This is a genomic window from Oceanicella actignis (genome assembly GCF_008124525.1).
GTDB lineage: Bacteria > Pseudomonadota > Alphaproteobacteria > Rhodobacterales > Rhodobacteraceae > Oceanicella > Oceanicella actignis.
Genome location: NZ_VNHJ01000008.1, coordinates 33,496 through 48,906 on the forward strand (window position 1 = coordinate 33,496; position 15,411 = coordinate 48,906).

The 15,411-nt window shown below is 72.1% G+C and carries 17 protein-coding genes and 1 tRNA gene; 6 read left to right on the forward strand and 12 right to left on the reverse strand.

Annotation, left to right across the window (positions count from 1 at the left end; all coding sequences use genetic code 11):
* The first annotated feature begins 59 nt into the window (after nucleotides 1–59).
* Nucleotides 60–1,940 carry a DNA mismatch repair endonuclease MutL gene (gene mutL, locus LY05_RS11525; RefSeq protein ID WP_249041940.1) on the forward strand — a complete coding sequence of 627 codons (1,881 nt, stop codon included), beginning with the start codon at nucleotides 60–62 and terminating at the stop codon, nucleotides 1,938–1,940.
* Between the two features lie 24 nt (nucleotides 1,941–1,964).
* On the opposite strand, the gene LY05_RS11530 is transcribed toward mutL, so the two are convergent.
* The 3 genes from LY05_RS11530 to LY05_RS11540 all read right to left on the reverse strand — a co-directional run bounded on the left by LY05_RS11530 (nucleotide 1,965) and on the right by LY05_RS11540 (nucleotide 6,076).
* Nucleotides 1,965–2,885, reverse strand: coding sequence for a DMT family transporter (locus LY05_RS11530; RefSeq protein WP_148923264.1), 921 nt, complete (start codon nucleotides 2,883–2,885; stop codon nucleotides 1,965–1,967).
* Nucleotides 2,886–3,436: 551 nt separating this feature from the next.
* A complete protein-coding gene (gene preA / locus LY05_RS11535; protein WP_072747671.1) occupies nucleotides 3,437–4,738 on the reverse strand; it encodes an NAD-dependent dihydropyrimidine dehydrogenase subunit PreA in 1,302 nt (433 codons plus the stop codon).
* Between the two features lie 3 nt (nucleotides 4,739–4,741).
* Nucleotides 4,742–6,076: an NAD(P)-dependent oxidoreductase gene (locus LY05_RS11540; protein ID WP_072747672.1), complete on the reverse strand. Its 1,335-nt coding sequence runs from the start codon at nucleotides 6,074–6,076 to the stop codon at nucleotides 4,742–4,744.
* 103 nt (nucleotides 6,077–6,179) lie between these two features.
* Between LY05_RS11540 and LY05_RS11545 the strand changes: the two genes are divergently transcribed.
* On the forward strand, nucleotides 6,180–6,695 hold the full coding sequence (locus tag LY05_RS11545; protein ID WP_245728516.1) for an MmcB family DNA repair protein: 516 nt from the start codon (nucleotides 6,180–6,182) through the stop codon (nucleotides 6,693–6,695).
* A 12-nt stretch (nucleotides 6,696–6,707) separates the two neighbouring features.
* Here the strand turns inward: LY05_RS11545 and LY05_RS11550 are convergent, their stop codons facing one another.
* The gene (locus LY05_RS11550) at nucleotides 6,708–6,923 is read right to left on the reverse strand and encodes a DUF6324 family protein (RefSeq protein ID WP_072747673.1); all 216 of its coding nucleotides are present in this window, start codon (nucleotides 6,921–6,923) and stop codon (nucleotides 6,708–6,710) included.
* Nucleotides 6,924–7,019: 96 nt separating this feature from the next.
* Here LY05_RS11550 and LY05_RS11555 point away from each other — a divergent pair.
* Nucleotides 7,020–7,096, forward strand: a tRNA-His gene (locus LY05_RS11555).
* Between the two features lie 33 nt (nucleotides 7,097–7,129).
* Here the strand turns inward: LY05_RS11555 and LY05_RS11560 are convergent.
* The 8 genes from LY05_RS11560 to coxB all read right to left on the reverse strand — a co-directional run bounded on the left by LY05_RS11560 (nucleotide 7,130) and on the right by coxB (nucleotide 12,365).
* Nucleotides 7,130–7,717 (reverse strand): cytochrome P460 family protein, encoded by a 588-nt coding sequence (locus tag LY05_RS11560; protein WP_170258984.1) that lies wholly within the window; start codon nucleotides 7,715–7,717, stop codon nucleotides 7,130–7,132.
* 125 nt (nucleotides 7,718–7,842) lie between these two features.
* Nucleotides 7,843–8,538: an SURF1 family protein gene (locus tag LY05_RS11565; RefSeq protein ID WP_148923266.1), complete on the reverse strand. Its 696-nt coding sequence runs from the start codon at nucleotides 8,536–8,538 to the stop codon at nucleotides 7,843–7,845.
* Nucleotides 8,539–8,554: 16 nt separating this feature from the next.
* On the reverse strand, nucleotides 8,555–8,917 hold the full coding sequence (locus LY05_RS11570) for a DUF983 domain-containing protein (RefSeq protein ID WP_148923267.1): 363 nt from the start codon (nucleotides 8,915–8,917) through the stop codon (nucleotides 8,555–8,557).
* Nucleotides 8,918–8,922: 5 nt separating this feature from the next.
* The gene (locus LY05_RS11575) at nucleotides 8,923–9,729 is read right to left on the reverse strand and encodes a cytochrome c oxidase subunit 3 (RefSeq protein WP_148923268.1); all 807 of its coding nucleotides are present in this window, start codon (nucleotides 9,727–9,729) and stop codon (nucleotides 8,923–8,925) included.
* 50 nt (nucleotides 9,730–9,779) lie between these two features.
* Nucleotides 9,780–10,337 (reverse strand): cytochrome c oxidase assembly protein, encoded by a 558-nt coding sequence (locus tag LY05_RS11580; RefSeq protein ID WP_148923269.1) that lies wholly within the window; start codon nucleotides 10,335–10,337, stop codon nucleotides 9,780–9,782.
* Nucleotide 10,338: 1 nt separating this feature from the next.
* Nucleotides 10,339–10,485 carry a hypothetical protein gene (locus tag LY05_RS15175; RefSeq protein WP_170258985.1) on the reverse strand — a complete coding sequence of 49 codons (147 nt, stop codon included), beginning with the start codon at nucleotides 10,483–10,485 and terminating at the stop codon, nucleotides 10,339–10,341.
* Between the two features lie 10 nt (nucleotides 10,486–10,495).
* Nucleotides 10,496–11,446 (reverse strand): heme o synthase, encoded by a 951-nt coding sequence (gene cyoE / locus LY05_RS11585; RefSeq protein WP_148923270.1) that lies wholly within the window; start codon nucleotides 11,444–11,446, stop codon nucleotides 10,496–10,498.
* Between the two features lie 37 nt (nucleotides 11,447–11,483).
* Nucleotides 11,484–12,365 (reverse strand): cytochrome c oxidase subunit II, encoded by an 882-nt coding sequence (gene coxB / locus LY05_RS11590; protein WP_083581396.1) that lies wholly within the window; start codon nucleotides 12,363–12,365, stop codon nucleotides 11,484–11,486.
* Nucleotides 12,366–12,573: 208 nt separating this feature from the next.
* On the opposite strand from coxB, the gene tldD reads away from it, so the two are divergent.
* From tldD to LY05_RS11605, 3 genes are all read left to right on the forward strand, one after another.
* Complete coding sequence (gene tldD, locus LY05_RS11595) at nucleotides 12,574–14,004, forward strand: metalloprotease TldD (protein WP_148923271.1); 1,431 nt, start codon at nucleotides 12,574–12,576, stop codon at nucleotides 14,002–14,004.
* Nucleotides 14,005–14,513: 509 nt separating this feature from the next.
* The gene (locus LY05_RS11600) at nucleotides 14,514–14,921 is read left to right on the forward strand and encodes a hypothetical protein (protein ID WP_148923272.1); all 408 of its coding nucleotides are present in this window, start codon (nucleotides 14,514–14,516) and stop codon (nucleotides 14,919–14,921) included.
* A gap of 14 nt (nucleotides 14,922–14,935) precedes the next feature.
* Complete coding sequence (locus LY05_RS11605) at nucleotides 14,936–15,394, forward strand: hypothetical protein (protein ID WP_072747682.1); 459 nt, start codon at nucleotides 14,936–14,938, stop codon at nucleotides 15,392–15,394.
* Nucleotides 15,395–15,411: the final 17 nt, after the last annotated feature.

Here is a 15,411-nt window from a genome sequence, read left to right on the forward strand (position 1 = left end):
TTCCAAGACCGCCGCGCCATGCTATCCCTTGGGGCATGAACGCGCCAAGCCACAACATCATGCCCCGCCGCCGCATCCGCCTGCTGGATGAGGCCGCCCAGAACCGAATCGCCGCCGGCGAGGTGGTCGAGCGCCCCGCCTCGGCGGTGAAGGAGCTGGTCGAGAACGCGCTCGACGCCGGCGCGCGGCGCATCGAGGTCAGCGTCGCCGACGGCGGCAAGACGCTGATCCGCGTGCGCGACGACGGACACGGCATCGCGCAGGACGAGCTGGCGCTGGCGCTCGAGCGGCACGCGACCTCCAAGATCGACGGCTCGGACCTTCTGAACATCTCCAGCTTCGGCTTCCGCGGCGAGGCCCTGCCCTCGATCGGCGCGGTGGCGCGGCTGACGCTGACCAGCCGCGCGGCGGGGGCGGACGAGGCCTGGCGGATCGTCTGCGTGGCGGGCGAGATCGGGCGGCCGCAGCCCGCCGCCCATCCGCCCGGAACCACGGTCGAGGTGCGCGACCTGTTCTTCGCCACGCCGGCGCGGCTGAAGTTCCTGCGCACGGACCGCGCCGAGCTTCAGGCGATCTCGGAAACCGTCAAGAAGCTGGCCATGGCCGCGCCCGAGGTCGGCTTCACCCTGCGCGACGTCGGCGCCGCCGGCCCGGAGCAGGAGGGGCGGCTGATGTTCCGCGCCGATCCCGAGCAGGGCGACCTGTTCGACGCCCGGCTGGCCCGCCTGAGCCAGGTTCTGGGCGCCGAATTCGCGCAGAACGCCCTGCCCATCGAGGCCGAGCGCGAGGGGCTGCGCCTGACCGGCTTCGCCGCCCTGCCCACCTTCTCGCGCGGGTCTGCGGCGGCGCAGCACCTGTTCGTCAACGGCCGTCCCGTGCGCGACAAGCTGCTGGCGGGGGCGCTGCGCGCGGCCTATTCCGACCTGCTCGGCCGCGACCGCCACCCCGCCGCCGTGCTGTTCCTCGACTGCCCGCCCGAGCGCGTGGACGTGAACGTGCACCCGGCCAAGACCGAGGTGCGTTTCCGCGAGCCGGGCGTGGCGCGGGGGCTGATCGTCTCGGCGCTGCGCCATGCGCTGGCCGAGGCCGGGCGGCGCTCGAGCACCACGATCTCGACGGCGGCGCTGGGCGCCTTCCGCCCAGAGACCGGCGCGCCGCGCCCCGCCTATCAGGGCGACTACGCGCGCCCGCGCCCCTCGGCGGGGCTTCTGGCGCGCGCCTGGCAGGCGCAGGCGCCCGCCGCCCAGGGCGACGCCGCCGCGGCCTTCGCCGAGGCCCCCGCCGCCTTCGCCCAGGAGACCGCGCCGGGCTGGTCGGCCCGCGTCGAGCCCCCCGCCCCCGACGCCGAGGCCGCCGAGGATCTGCCCCTGGGCGTGGCTCGCGCGCAGTTTCACGAGAACTACATCCTGGCCCAGACCCGCGACGGCATCGTGATCGTCGATCAGCACGCGGCCCATGAGCGCCTGGTCTACGAGCGTCTCAAGCGCCAGATGGCCGAGCGCGCCGTGCCGCGCCAGGCGCTGCTGATCCCCGAGGTGGTCGAGCTGTCGCCCGAAGACGCCGAGCGCGTGCTCGACGCCGCCGAGCAGCTGGCCGAGGCCGGGCTTGCGGTCGAGCCCTTCGGCCCCGGCGCCGTCTGCGTGCGCGAGACGCCCGCCGCCCTTGGGCAGGTCGACGCCCGCGCCCTGGTGCGCGACGTGGCGGACGAGCTGGCCGAGATGGGCGACGCCCGCGCCGTGCGCGCGCGCATCGACGCGGTGCTCTCGCGCATGGCCTGCCATGGCTCGGTGCGCTCGGGCCGGCGCCTGACGGGCGAAGAGATGAACGCCCTTCTGCGCGAGATGGAGGCGACGCCCCATTCCGACCAGTGCAACCATGGCCGCCCGACCTGGGTCGCCCTGTCGCTGGCCGACATCGAAAAGCTGTTCGGCCGCCGCTGAGCGCGCGAGAAAGGGCCGGCCCCCTCAGCCGCGCAGCAGAAAAAGCATGGCGCAGGCGGTGGCCGCCACGCCGGCCAGGATCGACGCCGCCGGCCATCCATGCCCCAGCAGCCCCTCCCACAGGATGACGAAGCTGGGCGTGACGTAGCCATAGGCCATGACCTTGGCCGCGGGCAGGCGCAGCGCCGCGAACTGGACAAGGACGAAGGTCGTCGCGCTGGCCATCAGGGCCAGATAGGCGATGGCGCCCCAGACGATCGGAGGCAGCGCGCTCCAACGCACGGCCGCCAGCGCGCCGGTGGCCAGCGCATAGGCCAGGATGGCCAGGAAACAGGCAAGCGTCGTCCAGAAGGCGAAGGCCAGCAGGGGTTCGTCGCGCTTGAACAGCCGCACCATGGGCGTGTAGAGCGCATGCGCCGCGCAGCCGACCAGAAAGATCGCCTCGCCGCGGCCGATCTCGAAGGCCATCATCGCCCGCAGATCGCCGCGAAAGATCACCCAGCTCGCCCCCGCCGCCCCCAGCGCCAGCGCCAGCGCCACGCGCCGGTCGGTGCGCTGGCCCAGCAGCGCCCAGGCGAAGACCGCGCTCATGGCCGGGGTCAGGGTGAACACCGCCCCCGTCGAGACGGGCGAGGCGATGCGCAGCGCCACGAACATCAGGACGAAATAGACCGCCAGCGTTCCGCCCAGAAGCGCATACCTCCAGGGCTGCGCCAGCTGGCGCAGCCGCAGCCCCGGCCCGGCCGCCGCCATGGCCCCCAGCGCCGCCGCCGCCAGCGCAAAGCGCGCCACGTTCAGCGCCTCGGGCGGCAGATGCGGCGCGGCCAGCGCGCCCAGGGTGAACGAGCCCGACACGATCGCGGCGAAGGCCAGCATGGCCGCATGGCCGCGCAGCGCCTCGCGCCGCTCGGCGCCGGGCGGAATCGAGGCATGAAGCGCGCTCATCGGGCGCCCTTTCCTGCGCCCGCGCCGGGGCCGGGCGCGCGTCGGACGCGCAGGCCGCCGCCCGCGCGCAGCCAGGCGCCGGGCGCCTTGGTCCGGGGCGCCGCCCTCATGCGCCGCGCTCGGCCTGCGCACGGTCCGTGCGGAGGCCGCCCGGGCGCCGCGCGGGGGCCGTGGGCGCGGCGCGCCGCGCACCGCCGCCCCCGCAAGGCCGGCGGCCAGGGACGACATGGATCGGCGCCCAAAGGCATGGGTTGGACGAATGACGCGCGCTCATGCCGCTTGTTCCCGCGCCGAGGCGCCCAGGTCAAGAGGACGCCGCCCACGGGCCGAGCGTCCGCCCCCGCGGCCTCGGCGCTTCGTCCTCGGATTCAGCCCCGAGCCGCGCTCGCCCCGCGCAGGCGCGCCGCGCCCGCAGTCGCCAAGCCTGAGCCGCCGGCCTTGCCCGCGGCCCTTGCCGGCGCGCCCTTGCGGCGCCCGCGCGACCGCGCGCAGCACGGATGCCGCACCGTCGCAGGCCCCGGCGCAGATCGCCGCCGGGGCCTTCTCCCGCCTCACTCGGCGGCCTTGGCCGCCGGGTTGTTCGGATGCGTGGTCCAGTTGGCGTATTCGCCCGACACGACCTTGCCGGTGCGCGGGTCCACCTCGCCCGGGGCGAGCGGAACCATGTCGATGCAGCCCTCGACCGGGCAGACGTTGACGCACAGATTGCACGCCACGCATTCCTCGTCGATGACCTCGAAGACGCGGCCGTCCTTCATGGCGATGGCCTGATGCGAGGTGTCCTCGCACGCCGCGTAGCAGCGCCCGCACTTGATGCACAGATCCTGGTTGATCTTCGCCTTGGCGACGTAGTTCAGGTTGAGCTGGTTCCAGTCGGTGACGTTGGGCACGGCGCGCCCGACGATGTCGGACAGCGTGCGGTGGCCCTTCTCGTCCATCCAGCCGGACAGGCCCGAGATCATCTCCTGCACAACGCGGAAGCCATAGGTCATGGCCGCGGTGCACACCTGCACGCTGCCCGCGCCCAGGGCCATGAACTCGGCCGCGTCGCGCCAGGTGGTGATGCCGCCGATGCCCGAAATGGGCAGACCCGCCGTTTCGGGATCGCGCGCGATCTCGGACACCATGTTGAGCGCGATGGGCTTCACCGCCGGGCCGCAATAGCCGCCATGGCTGCCCTTGCCGTCGATCGACGGCTCGGGGCTGAAATCGTCAAGGTTCACGCCCATGATCGAGTTGATCGTGTTGATCAGAGACACGGCGTCGGCGCCGCCCGCCTTGGCCGCGCGCGCCGGGCGGCGGATGTCGGTGATGTTGGGCGTCAGCTTGACGATCACCGGCATGCGGGTGGCCTGCTTGCACCAGCGGGTGACCATCTCGATGTATTCGGGCACCTGCCCCACCGCCGAGCCCATGCCGCGCTCGGACATGCCGTGCGGGCAGCCGAAGTTCAGCTCGATGCCGTCGGCGCCCGTCTCCTCGACCAGCGGCAGGATGCCCTTCCAGCACTCCTCCTCGCACGGGACCATCAGCGAGACGATCATCGCGCGGTCCGGGTAGTCGCGCTTGACGGCCTTGATCTCGCGCAGGTTCACCTCGAGCGGACGGTCGGTGATCAGCTCGATGTTGTTGAGCCCGATCAGCCGCCGGTCCGGGCCCCAGATCGCGCCGTAGCGCGGGCCGTTGACGTTGACCACATGCGGATCGAGCCCCAGCGTCTTCCACACCACGCCGCCCCAGCCGGCCTCGAAGGCGCGGCGCACGTTGTATTCCTTGTCGGTGGGCGGGGCCGAGGCCAGCCAGAAGGGGTTGGGCGACTTGATGCCCACGAAGTCGGTGCGCAGATCGGCCATGGCTCAGCCCTCCATCAGCTTGGCGTGGATGTCCTCGGCCGCGTCGCGGCCCTCGGCGACGGCGGTGACGGTCAGATCGTCGCCGCCCGCGGCGCAGTCGCCGCCCGCCCACACCCCGTCGAGCGAGGTGCGCCCGGCGCCGGTCACGGCGATCTTGCCGCCCTCGAGCGCCAGCCCCTCGACCGGGACCAGCGTCTGGCCGATGGCCTTGAAGACCTGATCGGCGCGCAGGGTGAAGGTCTCGCCCAGCGGGCGCAGCCCGTCGGGGCCCTCGGCGACGTATTCGAACTCGACCGCCCGCGCGGCCCCATTGGCAAGGATGCGCACGGGGCGGGCGTTGAACTTCAGCACCACCCCGCGCGAGGCGGCCAGGTCCTGCTCGTAGCGCGAGGCGCTCATGCGTTCGCGGCCGCGGCGATAGACCAGGGTCACGTTCTCGGCCCCCAGCGCCTTGGCCTGAACGGCGGCGTCGATGGCGGTCATGCCGCCGCCGATGACCACCACGTCGCGCCCGATGGGCAGCTTGCTCAGGTCCTGCGCCTGGCGCAGATCGGCGATGAACTCGACCGCCGGGCGCACGCCCTCGGCGTCTTCGCCCTCGACGCGCAGCGCGTTCACGCCGCCAAGGCCGATGCCCAGGAACACCGCGTCGTATTCGGCGCGCAGCGCCTCGAGCGAGATCTCGGCGCCCAGGCGCTGGCCGGTGCGGATCTCGATGCCGCCGATGCGCAGCAGCCAGTCCACCTCGGCCTGGGCGAAGCCGTCGACGGTCTTGTAGGCGGCGATGCCGTATTCGTTCAGGCCGCCCGGCTTGGGGCGCGCGTCGAACACCACCACCTCGTGCCCCTTCATCGCCAGACGATGCGCGCAGGCCAGCCCGGCGGGGCCGGCGCCGACCACGGCCACGCGCTTGCCGGTCGGGGCGGCGCGCTCGAAGGGATGGGCGTTGACCGCCATCATCGCGTCGGTGGCGTAGCGCTGCAGGCGACCGATCTTGACCGGGTCGCCCTCGGCGGTCTGGCGCACGCAGGCCTCCTCGCACAGCTGCTCGGTGGGGCAGACGCGCGCGCACATGCCGCCCAGAATGTTCTGCTCGAAGATCGTGCGCGCCGCGCCCTTGGCGTTGTCGGCGGCGATCTGGCGGATGAACATCGGAATGTCGATCGAGGTCGGGCACGCCGTCACGCAAGGCGCGTCGTGGCAGAAATAGCAGCGGTCCGCCTCGACATGCGCCTCGTGATCCGAGAGCGGCGGATGCAGGTCGGCGAAGTTCGCCGCGATCTCTTCGGCGCTCAGGCGTCCCGGGACGATCCCTGGCGTCAGGCTCGGATGCGTCATGCGACTCTCCCTGTGGTCGTTGTTCTGATTCGAGATTGGCGCCGGTCCGTTTTTTTATCAATTGATAAAATTACGCTGCGGCGCAGCACGCGCCCCGCCGCGCTTGACGCGACGCGCGCCGGCGCGCAGCCTGCGCGCCATGTCCGAGCGCATGACCCAGGACGCGCCGCCGCGCCCCGGCGCCCTGCTGGCCCGCGGGGTGTGCCGCTACATGCTGAGCGCGGGAATCGCGCCGGTGACCGAGTTCGCGCCCGAGGCGCGGCTGCGCGCCGACGTGATGGGAGTCGACGCGCGCGGGCGCATCTGGATCGTGGAGTGCAAATCCAGCCTGGCCGATTTCCGCGCCGATGCGAAATGGCGCGGCTATCTGGCGTGGTGCGACCTGTTCGCCTTCGCCGCTCCGGCCGATTTCCCGCACGAGGCGCTGCCCGAGGATGAGGGCCTGCTCATCGCCGACGGCTACGGCGCCGAGCTGATTCGCCTGCCCGCGCCGCGCCCCCTGCCCCCCGCGCGGCGCAAGGCGCTGACCCTGCGCCTGGCCATGGCGGCGGCGCGGCGCCTGCGCGCGGCGCTCGATCCGGGCGCGGCGGCCTTCGATTCGCTGAGCGGCGAGGACTGAGCCCGGCCGCGCTCAGCGCCGGCCCTTGCCGCCCTTGGGCCCCTTGCGCACCGCGCGCGCCTTGGCTGCGGCCATGCGCAGCTCGTCGGCGATCTCTTCGGCCTCTTCGGGGTCGAAATCGAGCGGCAGCTCGATCCCCTCGCCCTCGACATAGATGCGGACCATGCCTTCGGTCGTCGGCCCGATCTGCAGGTTGGCCGCGATGTCGCTTTCGCTGTCGATGCCCATGCGCGAAATCCTCCTGCGCAGGTGCTACGACCTGACGCGCCGACGCGCAAGCGGGTCTTGCATTGCGCCGCCGGCGAGGGTATTTGAGCCGCCAGTGCCGACGTAGCTCAGTTGGTTAGAGCACTAGATTGTGGATCTAGGGGTCCCCCGTTCGAGCCGGGGCGTCGGTACCATCCCCCTTTCCCGCAGGCCCGATCGTCGGCGCATCAACGCGCGCGCACCTCCTCCACCGGATAGGCCATGTAGTCCTGATCCGCGTAGTTCTGGTGACACGCGTTGCAGGCGGTCATCACGTCCACCGCCTGAGGCGCGCCGTTCGGGGCGACCATCATGTAATACCAGTCGCCCGTCTGCGGCGAGGCGCCCGGCTCGGCCTTCTGCATGATGAAGAGCGGCCCCGGCGCCGCCTTGCCCTGCTCGTCGATCGAGAAGCTTTCCTTGGCGATGACGCTGCCCGGCGGCATCTTCACGCCCTCTTCCTCGAAGCGCAGATAGGTCGCGGCCCCGACCGGATTGACGTAGGTCAGCAGATAGCGCCCGCCGTGAAAGCCGGGATCGGCCGGCAGGTTGCTGGCGCGGGTCCAGCCGCGATACTCGGCGACGAATCGTTCGGGGATCCAGCGCTTGGGTCCGGTCATGTAGCCGCGCAGCATCTTGTCCTCGAGACAGGCGTAGACGGCCTGCGCGTCCTCATAGGTCATCTGGTCGCGCGGCTTGCCGGCGGCGCATTCCTCGGCCGCGGCCGCGGACGCCGCCGCTGCAAGCCCGCCGGCGAGAATGGCGATGCGAATCATGTGGGCTCCTCCCTGCTTGAAGCGGCGCCGCGCATGGGCGCGGCCCGTCCGCCCAAGCATCGCGCGCGCCGGCGCCGGCGGCCATTCAAGGCGACGCAACTCTGCGTGAAGGATGCGTGAGGCGCTCAGGCGCGCCCGTCGCGGCGGATGCGCAGGATGAAGGCCGCGGTCATGCCCAGCCAGACCGCCGCCAGCGAGAACCAGGTCACCGCATATTGCAGATGATCGTTGCGCAGCCGCACGGTGACGGGCTGCGGCTTGGGCCACTCGACGCCCTCGGGCGCGGTCTCGGCCACCACCAGAACCGGCTCGGCGTCGAGCGCGCGGGCCATGGCCGGCACGTCGCGCGCGAACCAGATGCCGCGCGCCGCGTCGGGCGGCAGGCGCGCGCCGCCCTCGTCCGGCCACAGCAAGGCGCCCGTCACCGTTTCGCGCCCGCCCGGGCGGGGCGCGTTCTTCAGGCTTTCGGGGACGAAGCCGCGGTCGACCATGATGCGCCGGCCGTCATCGGTCTCGAACGCCACGATCACGCGAAAGCCCGGCCCGTGCGGCGGCAGCGAGGTCAGCACGTGCAGCTCGTTCCGGGGACCGTCCAGGCGCACGCCCTCGACGCGCACGCGCAGATGCTCGTCGCGCGATTCGACCGGCCTTTGCGGAAGCGGCGCGGGCGGCTGCGAAAGGCGCTGTTCGAGGGTGGCGATCAGGCCCTCCTTCCACGCCAGGCGCCGCAGCTGCCAGGTTCCGAGCCCCACCAGGATCGCGGCGCCGACCGCCCCGAGGACGACGGCGAAAGCCAGCGATGCGGCGCGCGATCGGGCCATGAGGAAACTCCGCTTCTCAGCGGCGGGCGGCCTTGCGCCACGCCTGAGCGATGAAGAAGCACTTGAGGAAGGGCAACGGCGCAAGCCCGCCGACGATCGCCCCGGCCATGCCCGCCGCCACCGGCCAGGCGCTCGGCGCGTCGAAAGCCAGCATGCTGAGGGCGACGGCGCCGATGCCGCCCAGCCCCGCCAGCGCGCCCGCGAAGAAGGCCGGGCCGTCGCCGGCGTCGTAGGGGCGCAGGTCCAGCCCGCAGGACTCGCAAACGGGGGCGGCGCGAAGGAACCCTTCGAGCAGCCGCCCCCGCCCGCAGCGCGGACAGCGCCGGCGCAGCGCCGCCTGAAGCGGCGTCAGCGCACCGGCGCGGTCGTCTTCGCTCATGTCGCTCAGCCGCCCCAGATGTAGACGACGGCGAACAGGAACAGCCACACCACGTCGACGAAGTGCCAGTACCAGGCGGCCGCCTCGTAGCCGACATGGGCCTCCTTGGTGAAGTGGCCCGCGAAGGCGCGGAACATGCACACCGCCAGGAAGATGGTGCCGACGATGACGTGGAAGCCGTGGAAGCCCGTCGCCATGAAGAAGTTCGCGCCGTAGATGTTGCCGGCGAAGCCGAAGGAGGCGTGGCTGTATTCGTAGGCCTGGGTGATGGTGAAGAGGATGCCCAGCAGCACGGCGCCGACCAGGGCGTTGCCCATGGTGCGGTTGTCGCCGTCATGGGCGATGGCGTGGTGCGCCCAGGTGGCGAAGCAGCCCGAGGCCAGCAGGATCAGCGTGTTGATCAGCGGCAGGTGCCAGGGGTCGAAGGTCTCGATGCCCGCGGGCGGCCAGACGCCGGGCTCGACCGAGAAGCCCACGATCTCGCCCATCGGGTAGAGCGCGTGCTTGAAGAAGGACCAGAACCAGGCGACGAAGAACATCACCTCGGAGGTGATGAACAGGATGACCCCGTAGCGCAGGCCGATGCGCACGACGGGCGTGTGCTCGCCGGCCATGGCTTCGCGGATGACGTCGCTCCACCAGCCATACATGGTGTAGAGCACCAGCAGCAGGCCGACGGTCATGATCCACGGCCCGCGGTCGTGGAAGAACAGCACGGCGCCGTAAAGCATCACGAAGGCGCCGAACGCGCCCAGAAGCGGCCATGGGCTGGGCGGCAGGATCTGATAGGGATGGTTCTTCTGATGGGCCATTTGCTCGTCTCCTCGCGGGGTCCTCGTCGCGTTCGGTCTCGCCTGTCGGGTCAGTTGGTCGCCGAGGCGCCGTCGGCGGCGCCCTCGGGCAGGTCGATCTCGTAGAAGGTGTAGCTGAGCGTGATGGTGTGCACCTTGCTCGCCTCGGGGTCGTCCACGATCTCGGGATCGACGTAGAAGGTCACGGGCATCTGCACCGTCTCGCCCGGCTGGAGCACCTGCTCGGTGAAGCAGAAGCACTCGATCTTGGTGAAGTAGCCTCCCGCCGAGAAGGGCGCCACGTTGTAGCTGGCCTGCCCGGCGATCGGCCGGTCGGTGGGGTTCGAGGCCTCGTAGAAGGCCATGCCCGTCTCGCCGATGCGCAGCTCCACCTCCCTGGTCAGGGGGCGGAAGGTCCAGGCCATGCCCTTTTCCTTGTTGGCGTCGAAGCGGATCTTGATGGTGCGGTCCAGCACGCGGTCGGGGGCCTGCTCGGCCACCGACACCTCGCCGCCGAAGCCCGTCACCCGGCAGAACCAGTCGTAGAGCGGCACGGCCGCGAAGCTGAGCCCGCCCATGACGGCGACCAGCAGGACAAGACCCAGCACGGTGCGGCGGTTGCGGTCCATGTCAGAAAGCCTTGATCATCTGGCCGTTGGCCAGCTTGACGATGGTCACGGCGAACACCAGCAGCACGAAGGCCAGCAGCACGCCGCCCAGCGCCAGGTTGCGGCGGCGGCGGCGCTTGTGCAGCTCGTGCTCTTCCTTGACGATCATCGCCCGTCCCTCAGATCAGCGCGAAAGGCGCGGCCGCGCCGGTCGCCGCGCGGATCGCCGCCTCGACCAGCAGGGCGGCGAAATGCGCGAACAGATACACGATCGAGAAGCCGAACAGCTTCTTCTCGGCGGCGTATCCGTCGGCCTCGGCCTCGGCTTCGCTCCGGCGCCGCACGCGCCAGGCCAGCTGCACGAAGCGCAGGTTCAGCGCCGCCGCCACGGCCAGATAGACCCATCCGCCCACCTGCGTGAAGGCCGGGGCCAGCGCCACCGGCGCCAGCAGCGCGGCATAGGCGAAGATCTGGGCGCGAGTCGCGCGCGGGCCGGCGGTGACCGGCATCATGGGCACGCCGACGCGGCGGTAATCCTCGTTGCGGAACAGCGCCAGCGCCCAGAAATGGGGCGGCGTCCACATGAAGATCAGCGCGAACATCAGCAGCGCCTCGACCGAGACCCCGCCCGTGGCGATGGCCCAGCCGATCACCGGCGGCAGCGCGCCCGCGGCCCCGCCGATGACGATGTTCTGCGGCGTCGCGCGCTTGAGCCACATGGTGTAGATGACGGCGTAGAAGAAGATGGTGAAGGCCAGCAGCCCCGCCGCCACGAAGTTGGCGAACAGCGCCAGCATCATCACCGACAGCACCGACAGCGCCAGCCCGAGGGCCAGCGCCTCGCCCGCCGCGACGCGGCCCGAGGGCACGGGCCGGCCGCGCGTGCGCGCCATCTGGGCGTCGATGTCCGCGTCCCACCACATGTTGAGCGCGCCCGACGCGCCCGCTCCCACGGCCACGCACAGCAGCGCCGCGAAGGCGATGACCGGATGCACGCCCGACGGCGCCGCGGCCAGGCCGACGATGGCGGTGAACACCACCAGCGACATGACCCGCGGCTTGAGCAGCGCGACGTAGTCGCCGAACTCGGGGTCGGCCTCGCGCGGGCGGATGATGGATGCGTCGGTCATCTGCACTCCGGTTCAGGCTTGCGCGCCGGGGCGCGGCTCAGCGGGCCGAGGCCAGGCGCAGCGGCGCGTCGGCCGCGGCCAGCTGCTCGCGCGTCTTGCGCACCCAGGCGTCATACTCGTCCTGCGGCACGGCGCGCACGACGATCGGCATGTAGGCGTGGTCCTTGCCGCACAGCTCCGAGCACTGGCCGAAGTAGCGGCCGGGCTTGTCCACGCGGAACCAGCTCTCGTTCAGGCGGCCGGGAACCGCGTCGATCTTCACGCCGAAGGCCGGCATCGCCCACGAGTGGATGACGTCCGCGCCGGTGGTCAGCAGACGCACCACCTTGCCCACGGGCACCACGACCTCGGTGTCGGTCTGCAGCAGCCAGGTCTCGCGCGTGGTGCCGGTCTTCTTGATCAGCTCGGCCGCGTCGGGATCGGCCATGGCCGTGTCGAAGTCCTTGAAGCCCGACCCGACCATGAAGCTGTCGAACTCGATGCCCTCGTCGGCATAGGCGTAGGACCAGTACCACTGGTTGCCGGTCGCCTTGATGGTCACGTCGGCGTCGGGAATCGTCACCTGCTTGTCCAGAAGGCGCAGCGACGGCACGGCGATGGCGACCAGGATGAGGACGGGAACCAGCGTCCACGCCACCTCGAGCAGCGAGTTGTGCGTGAAGCGCGCCGGCGTCTTGTTGGCGCGCTCGTTGAAGCGGATGATGACGATCAGCAGCAGCGCCATCACGAACAGCGTGATCGCCGCGATGATGTAGAGCAGGAAGTTGTCCATCCAGTGCAGGTCGCGCGCCACCTCGGTGGCCGCGGGCTGCAGCGAAGTGCCGCCCGGAACGGGCATGCCCACATTCTCCTGCCCCCAGGCGACGCCAGCCGCCAGCATGCCGAGCACCGTCGCCGCCGCAGTCTTTGCAATCCGCATGTCGTTCCCCATCTTGTTGTGGGCGCGCGCGACCCTGCCGCGGGGTCGGCCCCCATGGCAAGGCGCGCTGCAGTCAGTTGCCTTGGATATTCCCTTACTGCACTGTCGCAGGCAAGGCACGCGCTGAGTTTCAGGTGCAACGAATTGCCGCCGCCGCCAGCGACCATCGGTCGCACCCGCCGCGGCGGCGCCGTCAGAAAGGATCCGCATGACCTCCGAAGACCGCTTCCGCCCCTTCGAAAGCGCCCTCGATCCCGACAGGGCGCTGGCGATTCTGCGCGAGGCGACGGCGGGCGCCGAGGATGGCGAGCTGTTCGTCGAGCGCCGCCGATCCGAATCGCTCGTCTTCGACGACGGCCGCCTCAGGACCGCAAGCTACGACGCGGGCGAGGGTTTCGGCCTGCGGGCGGTCTGCGGCGAGGTCGCCGGATACGCGCACTCGACCGAGATCAGCGAGCGGGCCCTGCGCCGCGCGGCCCAGACCGCGCGCCTGGCCGCGCGCGGCGGCGGCGCAAGCGTCGCACTGGATGCGCCGCCGCCGGCGACGAACCGGCGGCTTTACGGCGACCGCGACCCGCTCGAGGGGGTCGCCTTCGAGCGCCGCATCGAGGCCCTGGCGCAGATCGACGCCTACGCCCGCGCACGCGACCCGCGCGTGGTGCAGGTCACCGCCAGCCTCGCCGCCTCGATGCAGGAGGTCGAGATCCTGCGCCCCGAGGGGCTGCGCCTGCGCGACGCGCGGCCGCTGGCGCGCATGAACGTCACCGTGATCGTCGAGCAGGGCGGCCGGCGCGAAAGCGGCTCGGCGGGCGGCGGCGGCCGCGCCGGCGCGGCCGACATGCTCGAACCCGCGCATTGGCAGGCCCTTGCGGACGAGGCCCTGCGCCAGGCGCTGGTCAATCTCGAGGCCCAAGAGGCCCCCGCCGGCGAGATGGAGGTGGCTCTGGGCCCGGGCTGGCCCGGCATCCTGCTGCACGAGGCCATCGGCCACGGGCTGGAGGGCGACTTCAACCGCAAGAAGACCTCGGCCTTCGCCGGGCTGATGGGCCAGCGCATCGCCGCCCCCGGCGTGACGGTGGTGGACGACGGCGCGATTCCCGACCGCCGCGGCTCGATCAGCTTCGACGACGAGGGCACGCCCTCTGGGCGCACCACGCTCATCGAGGACGGCATCCTGGTCGGCTACATGCAGGACCGCCAGAACGCCCGGCTGATGGGCGTCGCGCCGACCGGGAACGGGCGCCGGCAAAGCTACGCCCACGCGCCCATGCCGCGCATGACCAACACCATCATGCTGGGCGGCGACGCCGACCCGCAGGAGGTCGTCGCGGCCGTGCGCGACGGCATCTACGCGGTGAATTTCGGCGGCGGCCAGGTGGACATCACGAACGGCAAGTTCGTGTTCTCGTGCACCGAGGCCTATCGGGTGAAGAACGGCAAGATCCTGCACCCGGTCAAGGGCGCCACGCTGATCGGCGACGGCGCGACGGCGCTGCGCGGCATCCGCATGCTGGGATCGGACATGGCGCTGGACCCCGGCATGGGGACCTGCGGCAAGGCCGGCCAGTGGGTGCCGGTCGGCGTCGGCCAGCCGACCGTGCTGATCGAAGGGCTGACCGTGGGCGGCGCGGCGGCCTGAGCGCGCCGCCCATGCCCTTGCTTCCATCTTCGCCGCGCAGGAGCCGCCCCTTGGCGCAGCCCGACCCCGAACCCGCGCCGCAGACCAGGCCGCCGGACGCCGCCCGGGACGACCAAGCCCCGCGCGCGGCGACGCGCGACGAAGCCCCGCGCGCGGCAACGCGCGACGAAGCCCTGCGCGCGGCTCGGCGCGATAACGCCCCGCACGCAGCTCGGCGCGATGACGCCCCACGCGCGGCCATGCGCGGCACGCGGCGCGACGATCTCCAGCGCGCGGCTACGCGCGACGACCTCCAGTGCGCGGCTACGCGCGACGATGTCCCGTGTGCGGCAGAGCCCCGCCAGGCCCGGAGCGCGCCCGCGCACGACGCGGCCCCTCGCGCCTCCAGGTCGCCCGCCAAGTCGCCCCCCGAAACGACCCCAGAAACGACTCCAGAAACGACCCCCGAGCCGCCCGCCGCATGGCTGCCCGCCGCCCTGGCCGCCGGCGCGGCCCTGCCCGCCGCGCTCATGGGCGCGGGCGCGGCGGCGCTGCTGGCGCTGACGCTGCCGCCCTTCGCCGCGCTGACCGGGCTGGGCCGCTGGGACGTGTTCGCGCCATTCGGCGCGCTCGGCGCGGCGCTCAACCTTTGGCTGCTCGGGGCGCTGGCGGTCATGCCGCCGGCGCTGGCGCTGGCGCGGCGGCGCGGGCGTTTCTGCTGGGCCGAGACGGCGATCAGCGCGGCGCTTGGCGGCGCGGCGCTGACCGTCGTCGTGGCGGGCGTGTCGGCATGGGGCGCGGGGCGCGGCGCGCTGCTGATCGAGCTGAACGGCTGGGCGAAGCTGCTTGGCGGGGCCGCCGCGGCGGCGGCCGCGGCCATGCGCCTTGGCGTCATGGCGGCCGGCCGGCTGGCCCGCTGGACAGGACGGCGGCCGTGATCTAGCGTGCGGCGATGGCGGTTTTCTCGAACGATTGGTGGCCTTCGCAGGTGCGCCGGCCAAGGCTTCGGCTTCTGGCGGCGCTGGCGCTGAGCCCCGCGCTGGCGGCGATCCCGGCCGGGCTGGTCGGCTTCGTGGTGGCGGGTCTGAACCTGTCCGACGGCGGCGCGGTGCGCGAGCAGACGGCCATCGTCGCCCTGTCGGCGCTGGGCGCGCTGTTGGCCTTCATGGGCAGCTTCGGACTGGCGGCGATCCTGGCGCTGTGGGCGACGCGCCGGCGCTCGGCCGGCGCCTTCGCGCTGGCGGGCGCGGCGGCCGGCGCGCTGTTCCTACTGGCGACGAACCTGCTGGTCACCGGGCTGACGACCACGCCGGCGCAGATGGCGGCCTTTGCGCTTCTGGGGGCGCTGACGCTGCTCATCGCGCGGCGCATCGCGGGGGTGCGCCCGCCGCCCGAGGCGCCGGCGGGCTGAACGCCCGCCGGGGGCGG

Excerpts from the sequence above, each read along its gene's own strand:
- LY05_RS11560 (WP_170258984.1), bottom strand. The coding sequence starts at position 7,717 with ATGATTCGCATCGCCATTCTCGCCGGCGGGCTTGCAGCGGCGGCGTCC.
- LY05_RS11530 (WP_148923264.1), bottom strand. The coding sequence starts at position 2,885 with ATGAGCGCGCTTCATGCCTCGATTCCGCCCGGCGCCGAGCGGCGCGAG.
- LY05_RS11580 (WP_148923269.1), bottom strand. The coding sequence starts at position 10,337 with ATGGACCGCAACCGCCGCACCGTGCTGGGTCTTGTCCTGCTGGTCGCC.
- LY05_RS11565 (WP_148923266.1), bottom strand. The coding sequence starts at position 8,538 with ATGGCCCGATCGCGCGCCGCATCGCTGGCTTTCGCCGTCGTCCTCGGG.
- coxB (WP_083581396.1), bottom strand. The coding sequence starts at position 12,365 with ATGCGGATTGCAAAGACTGCGGCGGCGACGGTGCTCGGCATGCTGGCG.
- LY05_RS15175 (WP_170258985.1), bottom strand. The coding sequence starts at position 10,485 with ATGATCGTCAAGGAAGAGCACGAGCTGCACAAGCGCCGCCGCCGCCGC.
- cyoE (WP_148923270.1), bottom strand. The coding sequence starts at position 11,446 with ATGACCGACGCATCCATCATCCGCCCGCGCGAGGCCGACCCCGAGTTC.
- LY05_RS11575 (WP_148923268.1), bottom strand. The coding sequence starts at position 9,729 with ATGGCCCATCAGAAGAACCATCCCTATCAGATCCTGCCGCCCAGCCCA.
- LY05_RS11540 (WP_072747672.1), bottom strand. The coding sequence starts at position 6,076 with ATGACGCATCCGAGCCTGACGCCAGGGATCGTCCCGGGACGCCTGAGC.
- mutL (WP_249041940.1), top strand. The coding sequence starts at position 60 with ATGCCCCGCCGCCGCATCCGCCTGCTGGATGAGGCCGCCCAGAACCGA.
- preA (WP_072747671.1), bottom strand. The coding sequence starts at position 4,738 with ATGGCCGATCTGCGCACCGACTTCGTGGGCATCAAGTCGCCCAACCCC.
- tldD (WP_148923271.1), top strand. The coding sequence starts at position 12,574 with ATGACCTCCGAAGACCGCTTCCGCCCCTTCGAAAGCGCCCTCGATCCC.
- LY05_RS11605 (WP_072747682.1), top strand. The coding sequence starts at position 14,936 with ATGGCGGTTTTCTCGAACGATTGGTGGCCTTCGCAGGTGCGCCGGCCA.
- LY05_RS11550 (WP_072747673.1), bottom strand. The coding sequence starts at position 6,923 with ATGGGCATCGACAGCGAAAGCGACATCGCGGCCAACCTGCAGATCGGG.
- LY05_RS11570 (WP_148923267.1), bottom strand. The coding sequence starts at position 8,917 with ATGAGCGAAGACGACCGCGCCGGTGCGCTGACGCCGCTTCAGGCGGCG.
- LY05_RS11600 (WP_148923272.1), top strand. The coding sequence starts at position 14,514 with ATGGGCGCGGGCGCGGCGGCGCTGCTGGCGCTGACGCTGCCGCCCTTC.